The organism is Paenibacillus sp. Soil522, assembly GCF_001428245.1.
Taxonomy (GTDB): domain Bacteria; phylum Bacillota; class Bacilli; order Paenibacillales; family Paenibacillaceae; genus Pristimantibacillus.
Genome location: NZ_LMRV01000055.1, coordinates 286,384 through 305,439, shown reverse-complemented (window position 1 = coordinate 305,439; position 19,056 = coordinate 286,384). Strand labels below are relative to the sequence as shown.

The 19,056-nt window shown below is 43.1% G+C and carries 22 protein-coding genes and 1 pseudogene; 6 read left to right on the top strand and 17 right to left on the bottom strand.

Annotated elements, in window-relative coordinates; genetic code table 11:
- Positions 1 to 96: 96 nt before the first annotated feature.
- Both ASG81_RS19095 and ASG81_RS19090 read right to left on the bottom strand, forming a co-directional pair.
- Complete coding sequence (locus ASG81_RS19095; RefSeq protein WP_235548934.1) at positions 97 to 981, bottom strand: IS3 family transposase; 885 nt, start codon at positions 979 to 981, stop codon at positions 97 to 99.
- A gap of 44 nt (positions 982 to 1,025) precedes the next feature.
- Positions 1,026 to 1,352 (bottom strand): transposase, encoded by a 327-nt coding sequence (locus ASG81_RS19090; RefSeq protein ID WP_056637687.1) that lies wholly within the window; start codon positions 1,350 to 1,352, stop codon positions 1,026 to 1,028.
- 175 nt (positions 1,353 to 1,527) lie between these two features.
- On the opposite strand from ASG81_RS19090, the pseudogene ASG81_RS19085 reads away from it, so the two are divergent.
- Positions 1,528 to 1,857 (top strand): annotated as a pseudogene (locus ASG81_RS19085) (MarR family winged helix-turn-helix transcriptional regulator); the annotation flags it as partial.
- 70 nt (positions 1,858 to 1,927) lie between these two features.
- A complete protein-coding gene (locus tag ASG81_RS19080; protein ID WP_056637684.1) occupies positions 1,928 to 2,989 on the top strand; it encodes a flavin-containing monooxygenase in 1,062 nt (353 codons plus the stop codon).
- Positions 2,990 to 3,258: 269 nt separating this feature from the next.
- Here the strand turns inward: ASG81_RS19080 and sigZ are convergent, their stop codons facing one another.
- Positions 3,259 to 3,825 carry an RNA polymerase sigma factor SigZ gene (sigZ, locus tag ASG81_RS19075; RefSeq protein WP_056637681.1) on the bottom strand — a complete coding sequence of 189 codons (567 nt, stop codon included), beginning with the start codon at positions 3,823 to 3,825 and terminating at the stop codon, positions 3,259 to 3,261.
- Positions 3,826 to 3,969: 144 nt separating this feature from the next.
- Here sigZ and ASG81_RS19070 point away from each other — a divergent pair, with 144 nt between their 5' ends.
- Positions 3,970 to 5,268 (top strand): NAD(P)-binding domain-containing protein, encoded by a 1,299-nt coding sequence (locus tag ASG81_RS19070; RefSeq protein ID WP_056637678.1) that lies wholly within the window; start codon positions 3,970 to 3,972, stop codon positions 5,266 to 5,268.
- 144 nt (positions 5,269 to 5,412) lie between these two features.
- Here ASG81_RS19070 and ASG81_RS19065 read toward each other — a convergent pair whose 3' ends face one another.
- On the bottom strand, positions 5,413 to 5,601 hold the full coding sequence (locus tag ASG81_RS19065) for a hypothetical protein (RefSeq protein WP_056637675.1): 189 nt from the start codon (positions 5,599 to 5,601) through the stop codon (positions 5,413 to 5,415).
- A 289-nt stretch (positions 5,602 to 5,890) separates the two neighbouring features.
- Between ASG81_RS19065 and ASG81_RS19060 the strand changes: the two genes are divergently transcribed.
- A complete protein-coding gene (locus tag ASG81_RS19060; protein WP_056637672.1) occupies positions 5,891 to 6,415 on the top strand; it encodes a superoxide dismutase family protein in 525 nt (174 codons plus the stop codon).
- Positions 6,416 to 6,536: 121 nt separating this feature from the next.
- Here ASG81_RS19060 and ASG81_RS19055 read toward each other — a convergent pair whose 3' ends face one another.
- Genes ASG81_RS19055 through ASG81_RS19045 form a run of 3 tightly spaced genes read right to left on the bottom strand, consistent with a single transcriptional unit; the run spans position 6,537 to position 8,600 of the window.
- A complete protein-coding gene (locus ASG81_RS19055; RefSeq protein ID WP_056637669.1) occupies positions 6,537 to 7,271 on the bottom strand; it encodes a DUF3105 domain-containing protein in 735 nt (244 codons plus the stop codon).
- A gap of 55 nt (positions 7,272 to 7,326) precedes the next feature.
- Entirely contained in the window at positions 7,327 to 8,187 is an 861-nt protein-coding gene (locus ASG81_RS19050; protein ID WP_081417419.1) for a M56 family metallopeptidase, read from the bottom strand.
- Positions 8,184 to 8,600 carry a BlaI/MecI/CopY family transcriptional regulator gene (locus ASG81_RS19045; RefSeq protein ID WP_056637663.1) on the bottom strand — a complete coding sequence of 139 codons (417 nt, stop codon included), beginning with the start codon at positions 8,598 to 8,600 and terminating at the stop codon, positions 8,184 to 8,186. The genes ASG81_RS19050 and ASG81_RS19045 overlap by 4 nt, the downstream gene beginning before the upstream one ends.
- A 134-nt stretch (positions 8,601 to 8,734) precedes the next feature.
- On the opposite strand from ASG81_RS19045, the gene ASG81_RS32150 reads away from it, so the two are divergent.
- Entirely contained in the window at positions 8,735 to 8,875 is a 141-nt protein-coding gene (locus tag ASG81_RS32150) for a hypothetical protein (protein WP_200961545.1), read from the top strand.
- Between the two features lie 566 nt (positions 8,876 to 9,441).
- On the opposite strand, the gene ASG81_RS19040 is transcribed toward ASG81_RS32150, so the two are convergent.
- The 10 genes from ASG81_RS19040 to ASG81_RS18995 form a co-directional block, all read right to left on the bottom strand.
- Positions 9,442 to 9,954 (bottom strand): acyl-CoA thioesterase, encoded by a 513-nt coding sequence (locus ASG81_RS19040; protein WP_056637660.1) that lies wholly within the window; start codon positions 9,952 to 9,954, stop codon positions 9,442 to 9,444.
- 178 nt (positions 9,955 to 10,132) lie between these two features.
- Positions 10,133 to 10,864, bottom strand: a complete 732-nt coding sequence (locus tag ASG81_RS19035) for a ZIP family metal transporter (RefSeq protein ID WP_056637657.1) — start codon at positions 10,862 to 10,864, stop codon at positions 10,133 to 10,135.
- Between the two features lie 111 nt (positions 10,865 to 10,975).
- On the bottom strand, positions 10,976 to 11,776 hold the full coding sequence (locus ASG81_RS19030; protein WP_056637654.1) for an inositol monophosphatase family protein: 801 nt from the start codon (positions 11,774 to 11,776) through the stop codon (positions 10,976 to 10,978).
- Between the two features lie 420 nt (positions 11,777 to 12,196).
- Entirely contained in the window at positions 12,197 to 12,592 is a 396-nt protein-coding gene (locus ASG81_RS19025; protein WP_056637651.1) for a GNAT family N-acetyltransferase, read from the bottom strand.
- Between the two features lie 36 nt (positions 12,593 to 12,628).
- Positions 12,629 to 13,312 carry an HAD family hydrolase gene (locus ASG81_RS19020; protein WP_056637643.1) on the bottom strand — a complete coding sequence of 228 codons (684 nt, stop codon included), beginning with the start codon at positions 13,310 to 13,312 and terminating at the stop codon, positions 12,629 to 12,631.
- Between the two features lie 11 nt (positions 13,313 to 13,323).
- A complete protein-coding gene (locus ASG81_RS19015) occupies positions 13,324 to 13,773 on the bottom strand; it encodes a GNAT family N-acetyltransferase (RefSeq protein WP_235548926.1) in 450 nt (149 codons plus the stop codon).
- Positions 13,774 to 13,863: 90 nt separating this feature from the next.
- A complete protein-coding gene (locus ASG81_RS19010; protein ID WP_056637637.1) occupies positions 13,864 to 14,283 on the bottom strand; it encodes a hypothetical protein in 420 nt (139 codons plus the stop codon).
- Positions 14,284 to 14,584: 301 nt separating this feature from the next.
- Complete coding sequence (gene hisA, locus ASG81_RS19005; protein ID WP_056637634.1) at positions 14,585 to 15,346, bottom strand: phosphoribosylformimino-5-aminoimidazole carboxamide ribotide isomerase; 762 nt, start codon at positions 15,344 to 15,346, stop codon at positions 14,585 to 14,587.
- Between the two features lie 82 nt (positions 15,347 to 15,428).
- A complete protein-coding gene (locus tag ASG81_RS19000) occupies positions 15,429 to 15,989 on the bottom strand; it encodes an NUDIX hydrolase (protein WP_056637632.1) in 561 nt (186 codons plus the stop codon).
- Between the two features lie 326 nt (positions 15,990 to 16,315).
- A complete protein-coding gene (locus ASG81_RS18995; protein ID WP_442952920.1) occupies positions 16,316 to 17,512 on the bottom strand; it encodes an oxalate decarboxylase family bicupin in 1,197 nt (398 codons plus the stop codon).
- A gap of 211 nt (positions 17,513 to 17,723) precedes the next feature.
- On the opposite strand from ASG81_RS18995, the gene nagZ reads away from it, so the two are divergent.
- Entirely contained in the window at positions 17,724 to 18,998 is a 1,275-nt protein-coding gene (gene nagZ, locus ASG81_RS18990; protein ID WP_056637626.1) for a beta-N-acetylhexosaminidase, read from the top strand.
- Positions 18,999 to 19,056 lie beyond the last annotated feature (58 nt).

Sequence of the window (19,056 nt, the reverse complement as noted above, 5' to 3'; positions counted from 1 at the left end):
CGGTTAAACACCCTTATTGTGGACACTGCACCTCTTATTCGACATTGATCAAAGAATTACTTTAAATTGCTTCCATTTTCTTTGAATTGAACCGCGCTAGACTTTAACTTGCTTGGGTTTCATAGTCCCATCCTTAAGCGCCTTCATATATTCGTATGGAGAGAAGTCGTAGATGCTGCCATGCAGACGAATGCGGTTGTAATCTTGAATAAACTGACTAACGATCTCATAGGCCTGTGGATAGGACTCAAATTCATGGCGACGATAGCACTCAAGTTCTATGATGGCATGATAGGATTCAATATGAGCGTTTTTATTTGGTGTTTTAGGCGGAATACGCTCGTGGATCATGACAAACTCCGCACATGCCTCTTCAAATCGATGGCTGATAAACTGTGGGCCGTTATCGGAACGTATGACAGGCTTATCTGTTTCATCAAAGAGCTGGCGCTTCATGAGCGCTTCCTGCGTGATCTGAACGAGATGTTTGGCTTCACAGGTCAGTCCAATATGATAGGCGACGATGGCACGATCAAACACGTCAATAATGCTCATAAGGAAGAAGAATCGCTGCTCACCATGGATCCATCCATATTTAATATCAACCTCCCACAACTGATTTGAGTCGGTTATTAGGCGATTATTTGCCAGTCGCTTGGGATACTTTATGTTGATTTTGCGCTGTGGACGAAGCACTTCCATGAGCTTGCACAGGCGGTATACTTTCTTCTTGTTGATCTTCAGCGTATAGCGTCTTCTAAGAAGCACCGTAAGCTTACGATAACCGTACGCTGCGCCTTCTCCTGCCAGGAATTCAGTGATCCATTCACAAATCTGTTCATCGCTAACGGGCTCGCCGTCTTGTCTATAAGAATAACCAGGTGCGGGGCGACCGACCCTATGGATGGTTTTTGCTTCTTGCTGATCTCTACTTATATGTGCATAATACGAGGATCGTTCGACCTCCAATACGCGCAGCACCAAGCTGATGTTATGACCTTGTCCGATATATTTCTGGGCAATCTCTATTTTAACCGCAAGTGCGGGTTCGTTTTTTTTAGTAGGTCTTTGAGAATGTCCCTCTCTAACGYTTGCTCCGCAAAGAGCTTCTTCAGTTTTTCATTCTCTTTTTCTAATTGTGCATAGTCTTCTGCGGTAGGAATAAACTTGGATTGCTTTACACTGTTCCCGTCTAACTGATCCAGATCCTTACGGTTCAAATCTCTGGCCCACCTGAGAACCATCTTAGGGTCAAGCTCATGTTGACGCGCTACCGCAGTCATATTGCCAATCTCTTTCCCCTTGGTTACAACCATTTTCTTGAAGTTTAAGTCGTACTGTTTCTTCTTCATATCTCGTTCCCCTCCGCTTGATTTCATTGTATCTAAGTAAGGGGTGTACTGTCCAAGTCTAAATAGGGGCTAAATAGCGTCGTACTGTTTCTTCTTCATATCTCGTTCCCCTCCGCTTGATTTCATTGTATCTAAGTAAGGGGTGTACTGTCCAAGTCTAAATAGGGGCTAAATAGAAATTGGTCGCCAGAACTTGCCTTCCATGCAAAAGGTTGCAGAGACGCTTGGTTTGGATATTACGACCTTTAGTCGACAGATTCAATCCTTAATAAAGATGAACTTAGTGAAGAAAAGTGCTTCTCCTGAAGATGGCAGAGTATATCTGTTAACACTGACAACCGAAGGGAAGTTTGTGGCGGGCTCAATTGAAAAAATGATGAACGATTATTTAGACGAAGTCTTTTCCTTCATGAATGAATTTGAGAAGGATACTGTCATACGGTCCTTACAATTACTAAACACAAGCATGCAAAAATCAAAAATGTGCTGTACACCTATGGGGTAATGAGATTACTCCATATCTTTTAATCTTATACTTGCAAATTGCAAATAAATTTGTTGGTTAAGGAGATATTATGAGTGAAGTATATGATGTAATAGTTATTGGAGCAGGGCAAGCAGGTCTTGCTGCAGGATATCATTTGAAGAAAAATGGACTTCATTATGTCATCTTAGAATCGAATGCCGAACCGACTGGATCTTGGCCACAATACTACGACAACCTGAGGTTATTTTCGCCTGCGTGCTATTCCTCATTGCCAGGTATGCTATTCCCATTAAAAGCTGATATCTACCCGACAAGGGATGAAGTCATCTCCTATTTAAAAATGTATGCCAAGCACAATAACTTTCCGATACATTTTAATGTTCGGTTGGATCGAGTGGAAAAAAACGAGCTTTTCTACTTGCATGCGTCAGACGGTGGGGTATACAGAACTAAAAACATCATTTGCGCTACAGGTTCATTTAATCAGCCATTCGTTCCAAAACTGGAGGGAGGTGAAGACTTTAAAGGGACAATAATTCATTCTTCTCAGTACCGGAAACCAAATTCCTACCGTAACCAGCGAGTTATCGTAGTGGGCAGAGGTAATTCAGCTGTGCAGATAGGAGCTGAGATCAGTGAAGGGGCTTCAATCACTACTCTTGCAGTGCTTCAGCCTGTTCAATTAGTACCTCAAAGATTACTTGGAAGAGACGTTCATTTTTGGATGAAGATCATAGGGTACGATGCTTTTCCTTTTTGGCGGTTCGGAGTGACGGTAGGAAGTCCGGGAGGAGCCATTGATGTAGGTGGATTTAAACAAAAGCTACGGAATGGTCAATTGCAACAGAGAAATATGTTCAAAAGGTTCTATTCGGAAGGGGTCATATGGTCGGATGGAACGAAAGAAAAAGTAGACAGTATCATTTTTGCCACAGGTTTTAAACCCATTATTCCATATCTTTATGGAGTTGAGGGAGCATTGGATGATCGAGGGTATGCCGTTCAAAAAGGAGGTTTGAGCAGCACGATACCTGGATTATATTATCTAGGCTTATCCGGTCAACGTTCCTTTGCTTCAGCAACAATTCGAGGTGTAGGTTCTGATGCTAAATATGTCGTTAAACATCTTAAAAAAAGGGGTCTTGGTTAGACCCCACTGAATTACGCTTACCCCCAGCAAGTGCTCTTTACGATTATAGGATTACTCGGTGTCTCAGTTGAACAACCGCACCCATCTTTGCCTGCTAACTTCGCATCTGCATCTGCTATACAGCAAGATTGTGTGTTTTTTGGGGCCGGTCCACCGTAGCAGTTGTCGGAACCTTGAAATGTGTTGTCTTTGTTCATTTTGTACTCCTCCATTTTCATATATTGTTGTAACGTTCATGAAGACGGAGAGAAATTGAAATAAGACGCAGTTTATAAGTCGCAATTGCAAGAGAAAGTACATGATTCTGTTTGGAGACGGTCTTTGATATCGTAATCCTGTATATGCCCCAAAAGATCTTTATTAACATGACAGCACGCAAGTAGCAGTTCCTTAAGTTTTAACCTGCCTCTTTGTACCCTTGATTTTGCACCAGAAAGAGAAATGCCTAATTGCTTACTTAGCTGGACTTGTGTATAGCCTTGCAACTCGGTTATCGTAAGCGCTTCTTGGTACTTAATTGGCAATTGTTCGATCATCGGTTTTATACAGGATGCTAGCTGGGTACTGATTTCGATTTCTTCTTCAGTGGAAGGAAGGTTGAAGGGAAGTTCTTCGAAAGATCGTTCGCGCCTGTAATAATCAATAATAGCGTTTCGCGTTATTTGATAGACCCATGGTTTTATCTTCTCGTTGTTCCTAAGGTTTTTTATGTTTAAATGAATTTTGATAAACGTATCCTGCACAATGTCATCGGCAGCAAGAGGATCTCCAGTACGATTGATCACAAATTGCTTCAAAGGTTGATGAAAAAGCTGCCACACTTGAACGATTTCCATGTTCTGCACCTCTTTAAGTTCTTCTTTCTAGTACTGACGTTATCTTCTCGTGAAAGGACGCAGAGTATTACAAAAAAATAAATGCATCTATTTGATCAAATGGACCGTCACTTAGAGTGTAATCGAATTCGAGGAGGAGTTAAAATGAAAAATCAATTACCAGTAGCTATTATTGGAGGAGGACCTGTGGCCTTGGCTGCCGCAGCTCAATTAACAAAAAGAAGGATTCCGTTTGTTTTGTTGGAGCAGGGAACATCAGTTGGAGCTTCTGTATTGGAATGGGGCCACATCCGAATGTTTTCTCCATGGGAATTCAACATCGATTCTGCAGCATCAGAGCTTCTTACTGAAACAGGTTGGATAGCACCTCCTAAAGAGGAGCTGCCAACCGGAAAACAATTATTTGATCATTATTTGTATCCATTATCTGAACTCAGTAAATTAAAGCAGAACATTAAGACGGAGGCGCGTGTTGTAGCCATTCACCGAAAGGGTTTTGATAAAATGAAAACGGCCGGAAGGGAGAATGTACCTTTTGAAGTCATTTATGAAAGTAATAACGTTGTCTATCGTGTGGAGACTTCTGCCGTAATTGATGCTACAGGTACATGGAAATCACCAAATCCAATTGGAGCTAGTGGTGATTATGCAGCTCAAGAGGCTGATTACAGCTCACATATTCATTATGGTATTCCAGATATTAAAGGTGCAAATGCAAAGCGTTACACTGGTAAAACAGTAGCTGTCGTCGGTAGCGGACACTCAGCCATCCATGCGATTCTATTGCTGCATGAGTTGAAGCTCCAAAATCCTGCAACGAATATTCATTGGGTTTTAAGAAAACAATCCATTGAGGACGCTTTTGGAGGCGGTGAGCTTGATGGACTGCCAGCTAGAGGAGAACTTGGATCACGTGCGGCGAAACTTGTGAAAGAAGGATTAGTAAATGTCCATACACCATTTTATATCCATGGTCTCGAACAAGAGGGTGAGAAGTTAAACCTAATTGGAGCCGGTGCTTCGATTAATGGAGTGGATGAGATTATTGCTGCTACGGGAGCAAGGCCGAATTTCTCATTCATCAGAGAACTTCGATATGCAGCTGATTCATCCATTGAGTGCGTACCGAAGCTGGCAGATCTCATTGATCCTAACATTCACAGCTGTGGTACAGTTCGGCCGCATGGAGAAGCTGAACTTAGCCAGCCGGAGCATCGATTTTATATCGTAGGGGCGAAGAGCTACGGACGTGCACCTACATTTTTACTTGCTACGGGTTACGAGCAAGTTAGAAGTGTAGTAGCAGCTTTAACAGGCGACTGGGACTCGGCACGGGAAGTGAAGCTCCATTTGCCTGAAACGGGCGTTTGCAGCGTTTCTCGACCAAAGACAGCATTAAAGGTTACTAATTCGTTCTTGTACTCCGACAGGTGCTGCACATGATTGCCACACGGGGGATTTAATCGATTTACAGACATATGTACAAAATACGAGTTTTGTGAATATGTACTAAGATGTAATAATGATGTCAGCTGAAAGCTATAACGAAGAAACACCGACTCTCAAATCCGAGTCGGTGTTTCTTCGTTATTTGCGTCGATTCCGGACAACTTTAGAATAAATAATGAGTGCGGCGACAATCATGGCAATAAAACCGATATTTTCTGCCGGCGCCGGAGCCATTCCCATCACCATACAAAGATTGGAAACCAGGCTCTTAACGAGCAATGCAATCACAATCAGGATCAGCGGACGAATAATATTATATTTTCTCAACGTTTGTAACACTCCTGCCTGCAAGCGGAATCTGATGGGCCCCCTATAAGTTTGGCAATTGAAACCGCTTTAAAAGGAGCAACCCTGACAAGTGTACCAGTTTCCTGCCCGCTCGTCCAATCTTTTGGATTCGTTTAGTCCTTTGGCTATTTCAGAAACCCGTCATCTCTCTCCTTCTGTTTAAAAAACAGTAATCATGTAAAAAATAGGTTGGTGCAGTGAAATTGTGAATGCCTATCCCTGTTCTAACGGAACTTAGTCCCAATAATCGGAATTCAGGAGGAATAAAATGAAGAGAATTTTTATTTTAGCCGGTATGATGTTAGCCGCCCTTACGCTAGGAACTGCAATGACTACATCCAATCCGGATGCTTTAAAAGTTAATATAATTAATAGTGCTGGAAAAAACATTGGTACAGCCGAGTTTTCCCAAAAAGCGAATAAAGTGTATATCCTCGTTGAAGCCGAAAGTCTTCCTCCAGGGATACACGGCATACATTATCATAATATCGGTCAATGCGATGGTCCTGATTTCATGACTGCAGGACCGCATTTCAACCCGCAAAGCAAACTCCACGGTTTCCATAATCCCCAAGGATACCACGCAGGCGATTTGCCCAACATCCTTGTTGGAGCCGATGGTAAAGTAAAAACGATGATCGTTAGTGAAACCGTTACTCTCGAACAAGGCAAGCCCCATTCTTTATTAAAACCTGAAGGAACATCATTAGTCATTCATGAAAAAGCTGATGATTATGTAACGGACCCTTCCGGTAACTCGGGAAATCGAATTGCCTGTGGGATGATCAAATAAATCTACCCCCTTGTCATGTCGATAGAAGCAGAAATTTTGATCAACAAAGAAAGAAACCACTAGTCAGCTTAAATTTGCCTAGTGGTTTTTTGTTGTTCCCCTATTCTTTTCATTCCAAATCTTACATCGTTCCGCCGCCGGCACGTATTTGCACAGGGATTTTCTCAGGACCTTCATTGATATATTCATAAATAAATGTTCCTATTTTTTGATCGTCATAGACGCTTAGCTCCATCGTTTTGGTCCAAGCTGTAACGACCACTTCTTTACCGGCAGGGATATCCTCATTTGGAACGGCCAATATGCCCGCACCCGCTTCTCTGTAATTCACAAAATATTTAAGCTGCTCGATTATTTTCGGATCGGCATCGGCACGGTAGTAAATGATAATATCGCCATGCTCTAAATTATGAACGAGTTTCTCGTACGGCGGCTTTTCCGCGTAGAAACCAAACTTCAAATCATGGGGACTATGTGTCCCGGAGGTCGGAATTTTCATTTCATATTGAACGGGCTCATCCGAATGATCAGAGCCATAGTTTTTGTCCTCTGTTACTTCGATAGCTGCCTTAAAATTTAAAGACTTTACATCATACTCTTTTCCTAAATCTTTTGCGAAATGAACGATAATGACTAATACGGAGATGCTCAAAAGGATATGTGCAGCAGTACGTATTTTTTTCGTCTTCTTCTTTAAGGCTGCCTTTTCTTCCTTCTTTAAACGGCTTGTATTTTCCTTATTCCATTTGGAAGCATACCAATAACTAATCAATGCCAGTAATAAAATTAATGCAGCCGTATAAAGCAAAAAATACGATGATCCAGATTGTTGATGTATTCCGATGTGCTCATTCATAAAATATTTCCCTCTCCCGTAACACTACTTTATGTAGTGTTTGATTTCAAAAAAATCATGTTACAGCTAATATAATCATGCCCATAAATAGAAGCAGGACGTGAATAGAAATGATTATTGAGGTTGTACCCAGCCTCACTGGTATCGCTTGATCAGGATCGACTAATTGCTGCAATCTGTAATTTACTGCACCGTCTGAAAAGTACACTAATACAGGTGTGGGATTATCATTGAATCCTTTTTTTATCAATTTTAACAACGCGCTGCCTAAGCCAAGCTCAGAGCCGGTTTTATTAATCGCATATTCATCGGCCAACAATTCAGTAATCAGCTTAAAATTATGATACGCCCACTTCGTAATTGGAATAAACCAGAGTGACTGCGATATGAGCTGCAGCAGAAATATTTTCGCAGAATCATAATGGCTTTGATGAAACGATTCATGCTCAATAACGGCTTCCAGCTCCTGATGGTCAAGCATTTCAATCAATCCGCTGGACAGTACGACAATTGGCCTTCTGATACCAGCCGTAAACGCCATCGCGTGTTTATGATCAATTACGATAATATTTTGATTGATCGGCTGGAAATTCTGAATGATGCTGGCGGTTAAATTGATATTTCTAAGTGACATAAGCTTTATTTTAAACCGTCTCGATTGTACGTACTGCTGGATGATCTTCATCACTGAAATCAATACCGCATATGCAATTAATGAATTCAGAAAAGTGATGACTAAAAAATAATAAAGTGAATTCTCTTTAAACAAGCTAATACAAAACTTGAAGAAGTTCACCTTCAGATTGACGCCAAAAATGAGATGGGCTATGTACATCCCCATCTGACTCCAAACTAAAATGGCTATCAAAAGGCTGAGCGCCATGACCATTGTCGATTTTCGCTGCCACCTCATCATTGTGAATCCTTTTTTAATTGTTGAATTTTATTTTCCAGTTTATCCAATAGTGACTTATCGACGTCTTTGATCGCATCAATCATATGATTGATAACAACGTCGCCAAATTCATCAAGAAGGTTTTCCGTTAATCGCTTAGATTGCTGCTCGATGAACGCTTCCTTAGACTCAATCGGGCGAAATAACGAAAGTCTGCCTTTTAATCTTTTTTCCAATATACCTTTGTCCAATAAACGGTTCATGACCGTCATGACTGTATTAAAGTTGACTGGCTTTTCCTTCTCGAGCCGGAGCTGGACTTCCTTAATGCTTAGCTCATCTGCTTCCCAGAGATTGTCCATTATTTTGGCTTCCAGAGAACCAAAAAAACGGTTTAAGCCTACCTCGCCGTATTTAAAATTTTTAATTTCCATAGGCCCCTCCTTCCACTACATATTATAGTGTAGCATAAATATCATTTCAAGTGAAGACATCTGGCAATCGTACCTGCTCGCAAGTATGAAATGAGCTTACTCTGCTCAATCTATACTTGCTGGAGGTGATGACAATGACAGGAAGAAACAATAAGCCCGATAACGATGGTCCGGCAGCAAGCCCATCCCGGCTCGAGCAATTTGGCGATAAACAAAGCCGAGATGCCGGAGATATTCCGAAGAAAGCGAACAAAAACAACGGTAAAAGCTGTTAAGCTGCAGCAAAGGCAGCCCATTTCTAACGGGCTGCCTTACATAAGTTATTTGGGAATTTTCTTACTTACTTCTTTCTCCCCGCTGCGCAGTGAAATTACTCCTTAACGTATTCTTATAGATATAACCTCATTGTAATTTTATACCTCCACATAACAGGAACACACGTTCTCTCGTCGAGTTTTTGGCATTTTACGTCAAATCGCTCTTAAAATCATTCATGCGCCTTATCACCAAATATAGAATTGTCTTTAGGTTTATGTCCGTTTCTATCGTTCAAGAATCAAGACATTTTACCATTCGTTTGCAGAAATTACCTGGTTCGGGTCGTACTGCAGCAAATAACTTATTAAATGCGAGAGCTATTACCGTGGAAACATCTTGTGTTTTACCTATATCTGATCGAGAAAATTTACAATTTAAAATCCTATGTCAATTTTTAAAAGAAGCAGGCTTGATTTAAGGCTGCAGCGATAACTTGTCGTCAATCGCATAAAGACCGCTACGGGAATGGATACCGTAGCGGTCTTTAACTGGACTCTAATAAGTTACCCTTAGCTGTTGATCATTAATCCCAAGGATGCTTCACCGTTAAAAATCCAGCGAATTTTTTACTCTCTTCTCTTCTCATTCTGCGCATCTCCGCACGGTGTGGAGCTGTCTCGAACAGCTTCAGCTCCTCCTCCGTTTCTGGAACGACTAGCGGAACAGGCACGGGCTTGCGGTTCTCGTCCAATGCGACGAACGTTAAGAAAGAGGTTGCGGCGACCTTGCGTTCGCCGCTTAGCAAATCTTCCTTAATGACCTTAACAAATACTTCTACCGAGGTGCGGCCTGTCCACGTAACAAATGACTCTAAGCATACCGAATCCGTAGGTCTAATCGGATGCAGAAAGTCTACGGAATCCGTTGAGGCCGTCACAACAGAACGTCTGCAATGCTTCGTTGCCGCAATTGATGCAATATCGTCTATGTAAGCCATCAGTTTACCGCCAAATAAAGTATTATGATTGTTTACGTCCGGCGGAAATACCCTTGCCGTTTTGTAGCACTTTGATTCGCGTGAATACCTTTTTTCCATCGATTATCGTTCCCCTCTTGTAAATACGGATAGCAACTATGCAATGGCTTTCTCTGCCGCTTCCGGATCTCTGTAAAGTGTCTGCACTCGTCCATTGTAAACGAATAAAGAGACAAATACCAAGACTTAACAGAACAATTATGCTTTTTGCCGAAAAAGGGAAGATCTATTATGGACACTAACCAAAGAAATGGCTGATATAAATCATGAGCAGCAATCCGATAATGAAGGAATACGTAGCCGACCGTTCATAGCCGTGTCCATGCGTCTCCGGTATTAGTTCCTTATAAACGATGAACAGCATTGCTCCGGATGCAAATGCAAGCCCATAACCGATCAAACCGGCCACAAAGCTTGCTGCAGAATAACCGACAATTGCGGATAAGACTTCCATGAGACCGGTCAAGGTAACGATGAGCATAAGCTTGAACTTGCTGACCTTGGAATGTATAAGAAATATCGCGAGTACAAGCCCTTCGGGTATATTTTGCGCTCCGATAGCGATGGCTACCATATGGCCGAGCCCGCCATTTATACTTGCGTAACTAAAGCCCGTGCTAAGTCCTTCCGGAATATTGTGGATGAATAAGGCAAAAATGACGAGCAGCGACTTGTTATCAAAGGAGTTGATTCCTCTCTTATGCTCCACATCAATATGGGGAATGTTTTTCTCGAGCAGGTCAAGCGTTATTACGCCAATCAGCAGTCCTAAGGTTAAAGGGATTAGTCCTGATTCCTTCAAAGCTTGTGGAAGCAAGCCGAAGGTAGACGCGGATACCATAATTCCGGCGGTAAACGCGATAAGCACATCTTTCCATTTCTCCGAAAGGCTTTGGACAAAGAGCAGCGGTACCGCACCAAGCACGGTAGCCATCGCGGAAATAAAGCTGCCGATTAGCGCTTCTTCCATATAGTCACTCCTTATATTATCCCTGTTCGGCCAGTCGCTTTAATTGTTTTTCTCAAAATGATCACCACTCTTCTGTATCAGTACTAGATGCGTGTAATGGATATCATGCTGTTAAGCCAAGCCTTCTTTAACCATCTGTATAAAATAATTCTGATGCTTGGGCTGGCATGCAATCAAAAAAGGCTGCTCGTTTATGCCGGTAAAGGAATGACCGTCATAATCGATGATGACACCACCTGCTTCCTTCACCATAAGAATTCCGGAATATAAATCCTCGCCTTCCGAATTATAAACGATGATGGCATCCAAATCGCCTCTGGCTAGCATCGTCCATTGCAGTGTCGGTGCCCAAAGCCGCATCATCCGTTTTGTGTTGACGTCTATGTAATGTCTTAGCTTGACCGCCCGTTGTTCATTTTGAACCGCATGTCCTTGAATCCAGCCTACTCTCGCTTTTTGAAATGCTTTTGCCCCGCTGATGCTCACCGGCTGCGAATTACAGAGCGTGCCTTCCCCTTCAGTTGCAACGTACAACCGATCCGTCATCGGCTCATAGATTACGGCTAGAACAGGATATTGTTTATAAGCCAGCGTTATCGATATGCCAAACAGTGGTAAACCTACAGCATAATTATTCGTTCCGTCAAGCGGGTCAACCAGCCACATCCAATCGCTCTGCAGATCATTCTCGCCGTATTCCTCTGACCGAATTTTATGCGCTGGAAACACTCGCCGAATTTTGTTCAGGATGATGTTCTCAGCCAAATGATCGACTTCCGTCACGATATCACCGAATTCATCCTTCTCCACACCGTGATTCAACTTTCCAAACCTCTCGCGTGTAAGCCGTCCCGCTTCATACGCTGCAGCAATGGCTACTTCTCTTGCCCTAATCAAAGTCAATTGATCCAATATTCCAGCCTCCATTATGCCAATCCCTGTCTATTCAAATGATTATGATTTCGCCGTGAAGAAGTGAAGACGATTGCCAAATGGATCCGTAAGGCTCACTTGATTCCATTCCTCATCAAAGCCCGGCCTAGCGAATTTATATTAGTATGGGAACCGTACGCGTCATAACAAAGTTCATCGGTTTACACATCCTTGTAACTTGTCATATCTTCCATGATTATACATCGATTTTTGACTATGCGGAAGGCTAAACACACGAAAAAAGGACCGTAACCTATCGCGAGAATCGCATGCAGGTACAGTCCTTCATTCATTTTATCGTTTATTATTTCACGATGCTTTCCAATACATCATCGATAACCTGTGAGTAGGCAATCGTACCCGCATACAGCCAGCTGGATGTGCTTGGATACGGCACGATCATCGCTCTCTGGCAATAAAGTAACACTTATCATGATGAGTGAAGCCGATACGTGGATAATAATCAACGGCTGAAGGAGCGGAAAGCAATACGAGAGATACTTCATCTCCAAGCGTATGTTTTAACTGCTCGACCAGCGTCTTCCCGATTCCAAGCTTCTGATATTCATGATCGACAGCTAAATCCGAAAGATAGCAGCAATAAGCATAATCCGTGATGGCACGGGCAATGCCTACTAACTTATCGCCATCCCAAGCGCTGATAATAATGTCTGCGTTATCGATCATTTTTTGCAGCCGATCTAAATCCTGATAGGGACGTTTAATTCCGGAGTTTGCGAAAACGAGCGATAAATCCCCGGCGGACAAGTCTTTACTATTTTGATAGTGAATCAATGCTTCTCCTCCGTTTCAGTTATACTGCTTTAAGTTTCAAATTATCAGTAGCAATTCGCCAAGCCGTTCGATGGTATGCAGCGGCTTGGCCACCAGCCCTTCACGCCAAGGCTGATTCATTTTAATCCAAATGGTGTCTAGTCCAGCGTTAAAAGCTCCCTCGATATCGTTTACAGGATGGTCACCAATATAAATGCATTGCTCAGGCCGCAGCTGCATACCGGTCAATGCAGCTTCAAAGATGCGGCGATCCGGTTTCTTATATCCCGCTTCCTCTGAAACGATAATAAAATCGAATTCCGCTCTAATGCCTAATTGATCAATTTTCCCATATTGTATTTGGTTTCTGCCATTCGTAATAAGCGCGGTTTTATATTTGCTTCTCGTGTGGCGAATGACCTCCAAAGCCTGATCCATGAGTGCAGCATTTTTCACATAGTGCTCGTTATAATAATTCATAAGTTCATCATGCTCTGGCTTGATAGGCCAGGGCAGCTGATCCAGCAATTCACGGAACAGATCCCGCTTGTCCTTGTAGCCGTCAAGATCTAATTTAATGATAAGTTCTAACATCTGGTGATGGGATTCTAAGTGACCGAAATAACGATTAAGTAACGTGGAAGCAAATGATTTAAATGAATTCGTTCGATCGAGTAGCGTATTGTCCAAATCAAAAAAAACCGCTTTTATATCCGTTGCAGCCGCCTCCTTTATTTCCATGATTATACAACTTAATAGGATTGTGGGATAGTCAGTTTTTTAACAAAACGATAGCCGGTCGTTTCAAAGCCGAGTGACTTATAGAACTTATGGGCTCGTATTCTCTCCGGCTTCATTCCGCTTGTTAAATAAAGCATACCCGAATGCCGTTCTAGTGCCCACGCTTCTGCAAACCGTACTAATGAAGTCCCGATTCCTTGAAATTCGTATTCTTTTTTCGTGACTAATAAGGAGATTTGCGTAACGAAGCCGTCCTCCTCATACGAATAAATTTGACGTATGCCAATCATACCTACCACTTTCCCCTCAAGAGCTGCGAGGTAGGTATAGGAACCTGGCAATGTTTCAATGATGCCCATTCTACTTCTCATCTGCTCGGCAGTCGTTGGATAGCCAAGATCCAGCATTAGAGCAGTCATGGCGATTAAATCCTCTGCTTGATACGGACGAATGACGATCATATCCATTTCTCCTTCGGTAGCAAATAAATAGGCCGCCTTCGACGAGGCTGCCTATTTATTTTACAATATTGGTAGACACTTATTATAGGACTAGAATTGATGAGCCTCAATATAACCCGTAATCTGGCCGAACATCTCTTCTCGTTCCCATATCACTTTAAAGCCCTTCATTACCGTATCTCCCATCGCTTGATCCATCGGCAGCTGGAGCCACTCTTCGCCTGCAACACCATACTCAGCTTTAATCCCGCCGCCATAGACGATTCTTAAGGTAGTAAGCAATCCCCACTCCTCCCTCGTTGCTTGCTCCATGAGGTCGAACTGAAATTGATGAAGGATAGTTTCCAATGTTTTCGTTTTCTTATCTGAAATAATGAGGAAGCTCAAATCCGAGTCTTCTTCATTCTCATCGTCTGCACCAGGACCTACCAACGCGATGCCTGCAATATGCGGCTGCTCGCCCGCCCAACTTACAAAATCGTACAGCAGTTTATAATGATCCGGTCTCATAGCTGTCATTCCTCCAAATACTTCAAGTCAATTAACAAAATTTTACCACATGATGCATTAAATTCGTATAGTAAATGCTTTCGAAAAGCTTGAACATGACGTCCATTGCCTTTCATCCAGGAAAAGCTCGATGACCTCTATATGCGTGAAATGATGAAGCAGCATTGGGAAAAGGCGGCAGAGACGATTATTCGCGAAACGTCGGCAATAAGCTGATGGCGAATATGTATCATGTTACGTATACAAAAAAAAGCCAACAAATTGTTGGCTAGTTAATTGGGATCGCTATGTCCTCATATTTTTATATTATCTTTTGCTTTTGATTACTATACGCAACCACTTCTTCATAAGACAGATTGCCTCCAAAAATATCCAGCGCGCTGCCAATCGTAATATCCAGCTTGCCGTTTGACAGCACATTAAATTGATCCATATCCGCAATCGATCTCGCGCCGCCGGCATAAGTAGTCGGAATGCTCACCCAGTCCGCGAGCGAGCTAACGAGGCTTTGCTGAATGCCGCGCTGCTTGCCTTCAACGTCCACGGCGTGTACAAGAAACTCATCGCAATATTGCTCTAGATATTGAATATTTTCCTTGTTCACTTCAAAATCACTGAACTGCTTCCATTGATTCGTCACGACGAACCATTTGCCGTCCTTCTCCTTGCAGCTCAGATCGATAACTAAACGATCCTTCCCGACTTCAGAAACGATTTTCGCAAGATGATTCTCATTCAATTGACCATCCTTGAAAATATACGACGTTACAATAATATGCGACGCACCCTTCTCCAAATAAAAGGCTGCATTGTCCGAGGTGATGCCTCCGCCTATTTGCAGGCCGCCAGGATATTGCTTAAGAGCACTCACGGCTGCAGTCTCATTTCCGCCGCCTAGCATAATAACATGCCCGCCTGTTAATGCATCCTTCTTAAAAAGCTCCGCATAGTAGGCTGAATCCTGCTTGGATACAAAATTTTCTATAATTTCGGCATTTAGCGTTTCTCCAACAATCTGTTTCACTTTCCCATCATGCAAATCGATACAAGGTCTAAACTTCAACTTCATTCCTCTATTCTTTATTTTCTATGTATGAACAACCATATAAGAAAAATAACCTAAAGGTGTACATAAATCAACTAGGTTATCGAATCGATGTTACTCCCGCTCCTCGCTCCGCGACGTACCTTTGCAGATAATGCTCTCTTCGTTCGCCAGACGTCTCGATTTGTGCGGAAACCTCGGTTTGAACGATGTCCAGCAATTGACCCTTTACATATACACAATGATGATCAAAGCATTTCGATTCATTCAGCATCCATGGCAGTGTCTTAGGGATATTGGACACGATGCCAACATTATTGTCATTCAATATCCAATCGATTTTTTTCCAATCTAATATTCCTTCATCGGTTTTGATCGGCACAGCATAATCAAAGCTCTCGGGCACCTCCGCGATATAGGCATACATGCCGCCAAAATCAAAATCGTCGCCGCTCCACGTAACCAAGCCTTTGAAATGCAGACTATACGCTTTTATCCCTGTTTCTTCCTCCATTTCTCTAATCATCGCTTCGCGCGGCGTTTCCTGCGGATCCAGCTTGCCGCCTATTCCGTTCCAGCACCCCATCCAGCTTGCCTTTTCCCGATTAAGCAATAAAATTTCATCCCCGCGTTTGATAAAGCAAATATTATATTTCAGCATGTAGAGAGCTCTCCTATTAGATACATTCTCAAAATAAATTTATACTCACTGCGAAAATTAGCATTCCTATCACGATAGCCGTATCTCACCTGCATAAATAAAAAAATAACGCTGCACACCAAAAAGCGATGCGTTACTTTTTGCGATTTCATCTTGCTCCACGTTCCGGCACCTCCAACCGTTCAAATCGTCTTAGAAATATTTTACCACAGGGCTAGTTTTACTGAGTAGATTAATTCTATCGGTATAGACACACACAGCAAAAGAAGAATTTCCATTTTGCCGGAATGGAAGCTTGGAAATTCTTCTTTTCATTTATCCTTTGTTTATTTATTTTCATACGTGCAGCCGGGATATTTAACGACAGACCATTTCTCTTTGCGCAGCGCATCAAGCAGTTCCGGACCTACGTGCAAATTATCCCGAACCAAATCGCGCGGCGTTAAAGCCATCCACTGATTTAACGAAACATCGACAAACCGGTCGCTCTTGAACATCTCCAAAAACCATAACGATTGGTTGCCGGTATTTTGAATATAGTGACCAAACGCGAATGGGACATAGCCTACATCTCCAGCTCTATAATCAAACGTACGAGCAACCCCGTTTCCGGCAAATACGGTCATACGTCCTTGGCCTGCAAGATAATACTGCCACTCGTCATTGTTTGGATGCCAATGGAGTTCTCTCATTCCCCCAGGCTCTACCTCAACCAGTGCGGCAGCTATCGTTTTGGAAATGGGAAAATGAGATGAATCCACAATTCGAACGCTTCCCCCAGGTGTTTTGAGCGGAGGCTGAGCAAGCAAGCGATGCGTAAAGCTTAACGGTATCGTCCCATAGGGGGATTGTACCTTCTGACTCTCCTGCGAGCCCGGCACCGTATCTTGAAAAATATAAACCTGATCGTTTGGAATTTGACTAAAAGCACTTTCCGGCACCCCAAAGTTGGCAGAAAGCACCTCCTTTGGTGTATGCGCAAACCAATCCGATATCGATAGGGTGTTTAGATCGGAGAAGCTGCCGTCATCGAAGACGAGTAAAAATTCACAGCCGCCTTCAAGGCCCTGAATGGAATGCGGTATGCCTGCTGGAAAATACCAAAGATCACCTTCTCCAACATCAGCGATAAAATTTCGCCCCGCTTGATCCACAGAGGTAATACGTGCCTTGCCTAAAAGCATATATGCCCATTCCGCTTGTTGATGCCAATGCAATTCCCGAACTCCGCCAGCCGTCAATCTCATGTTTACACCAGCAAGCGTAGTAGCAATTGGAAAATCCCGGACGGTTATCTCACGCGACCAGCCTCCCTGATTTAACTGCATATGCGTATCTGAAAACGAGAATTTCATATTAGGAAGCAAGCCCGCATCCGTAACAGGCGGTACGAGCATATCAGGATTCTCTCTATCACGCATAATATCACGAGGGCCTAGATCGGTAGCTCCCGCTCCATCGCTCATTCTTATAGGCTGCGGGACAACATTCGAGCTGGCTTGATCCCGAGGCGAATTCTCCATCATGATCCTCCTCATCAATCGAATGAGCCTGACAATAGATTTCAAGACCTATACAGTTTATGATTGGAAACAGAGCAATATGATGCTAAAGCCTCATCTCCTCAGGATGATGATCTGCAAACAACGACAGCGAAATTTCAGCAACATTAAATCCATTAATGGTATGCTTTGCACCGTTCAAGGGGATATTGCAACAAGGGGGGAATTATGGATGACGAAGCATATAGCCGCAATCCTATCACTATTTATTATGGTGTCACCGATCATTAGCTGCGGTAGTAGTGCGGTCCCGATAAAGACGGCTCCATCCGCAAGCCCGACTATTAGCCCGAGCTCACAACCCACGGCCTGGCCGAGCGTCGAACCAACCGAAACGACCGCCCCTATCAAAGAGCAAATATCTGCCATGAGTTTAGATGATAAAATAGGACAAATGGTGATGGTAGGTTTAGATGGCACTTCTATGGGAGCCAATTCAAAAGAAATGATCGTAAAGTATCACGTTGGCGGATTTATTTTGTACAAAGATAATATTACAGGCGCTTCGCAAGCAGTTAAGCTTCTTAACCAATTGAAAGCCGCCAATCATGCAGAAGCTGCCCCTCTGTGGTTAAGCATTGATCAGGAAGGCGGAAAAGTCAGCCGCATGCCTGCCGAATTTACCCAACTTCCGCCAGCAGCAGACGTCGGTCGAGCAAACGATTTGGATTACACGTATCAAATTGGCCAATCGCTGGGCGTAGAGGTGCATTCCCTTGGCTTTAATATGGATTTTGCGCCTGTATTAGATATTAACAGTAATCCCAATAATCCTGTTATCGGCAACAGGTCCTTTGGTTCGAAACCCGAAACCGTCATAACTCATGGCATAGAAACGATGAAAGCTATACAATCGACGCATGTCGCGGTAGTGGTCAAGCATTTTCCAGGCCATGGCGATACGACGGTCGACTCGCATCTCGATTTGCCCGTCGTTAACAAAACCGTAAAAGAGCTCGAGGCATTCGAGCTGCTTCCCTTCGTCGAAGCCATTCGCCAGGATGCAGACGCGATTATGATTGCCCACTTATTAATTCCGCAAGTGGATGACAAGTATCCGGCCTCCCTGTCCAAATATTTGATTACGAATTTGCTGCGCGGCAGTCTGGGCTTTGATGGTGTTATCATAACAGACGATATGACCATGGGCGGAATTACGAAGCATTACAATATCGGCGAAGCAGCTGTCAAATCCGTTCAAGCCGGCAGCGATATTATACTAGTCGGGCATGAATATGATAAGCAATTAGCTGTGATCAAAGCGCTAAGAAAAAGCGCGCAAGCAGGAGCAATTACGAGGGATATGCTGGATCAGAGCGTCTATCGCATATTGAGTTTAAAGAAGAAATATCAGCTTAAAGATAGCGCTATAAAAACCATTGATGTGAAAGCCGTCAACCGGCAAATCGGAGCTGCATTACATTCGAAGAACAAGAAGAATGAATAGCAATGATCGCATCCAAAACAAGGCTCAGACCTCATGCAGAGATCTGAGCCTTGTTTAG

Excerpts from the sequence above, each read along its gene's own strand:
- ASG81_RS19035 (WP_056637657.1), bottom strand. The coding sequence starts at position 10,864 with ATGGAAGAAGCGCTAATCGGCAGCTTTATTTCCGCGATGGCTACCGTG.
- ASG81_RS19070 (WP_056637678.1), top strand. The coding sequence starts at position 3,970 with ATGAAAAATCAATTACCAGTAGCTATTATTGGAGGAGGACCTGTGGCC.
- ASG81_RS19010 (WP_056637637.1), bottom strand. The coding sequence starts at position 14,283 with ATGAGACCGGATCATTATAAACTGCTGTACGATTTTGTAAGTTGGGCG.
- ASG81_RS18995 (WP_442952920.1), bottom strand. The coding sequence starts at position 17,512 with ATGGAGAATTCGCCTCGGGATCAAGCCAGCTCGAATGTTGTCCCGCAG.
- ASG81_RS19015 (WP_235548926.1), bottom strand. The coding sequence starts at position 13,773 with ATGATCGTCATTCGTCCGTATCAAGCAGAGGATTTAATCGCCATGACT.
- ASG81_RS19080 (WP_056637684.1), top strand. The coding sequence starts at position 1,928 with ATGAGTGAAGTATATGATGTAATAGTTATTGGAGCAGGGCAAGCAGGT.
- ASG81_RS19055 (WP_056637669.1), bottom strand. The coding sequence starts at position 7,271 with ATGAATGAGCACATCGGAATACATCAACAATCTGGATCATCGTATTTT.
- ASG81_RS19060 (WP_056637672.1), top strand. The coding sequence starts at position 5,891 with ATGAAGAGAATTTTTATTTTAGCCGGTATGATGTTAGCCGCCCTTACG.
- ASG81_RS19000 (WP_056637632.1), bottom strand. The coding sequence starts at position 15,989 with ATGCTGAAATATAATATTTGCTTTATCAAACGCGGGGATGAAATTTTA.
- ASG81_RS19045 (WP_056637663.1), bottom strand. The coding sequence starts at position 8,600 with ATGGAAATTAAAAATTTTAAATACGGCGAGGTAGGCTTAAACCGTTTT.
- ASG81_RS32150 (WP_200961545.1), top strand. The coding sequence starts at position 8,735 with ATGACAGGAAGAAACAATAAGCCCGATAACGATGGTCCGGCAGCAAGC.
- sigZ (WP_056637681.1), bottom strand. The coding sequence starts at position 3,825 with ATGGAAATCGTTCAAGTGTGGCAGCTTTTTCATCAACCTTTGAAGCAA.
- nagZ (WP_056637626.1), top strand. The coding sequence starts at position 17,724 with ATGACGAAGCATATAGCCGCAATCCTATCACTATTTATTATGGTGTCA.
- ASG81_RS19020 (WP_056637643.1), bottom strand. The coding sequence starts at position 13,312 with ATGGAAATAAAGGAGGCGGCTGCAACGGATATAAAAGCGGTTTTTTTT.
- ASG81_RS19040 (WP_056637660.1), bottom strand. The coding sequence starts at position 9,954 with ATGGAAAAAAGGTATTCACGCGAATCAAAGTGCTACAAAACGGCAAGG.
- ASG81_RS19050 (WP_081417419.1), bottom strand. The coding sequence starts at position 8,187 with ATGATGAGGTGGCAGCGAAAATCGACAATGGTCATGGCGCTCAGCCTT.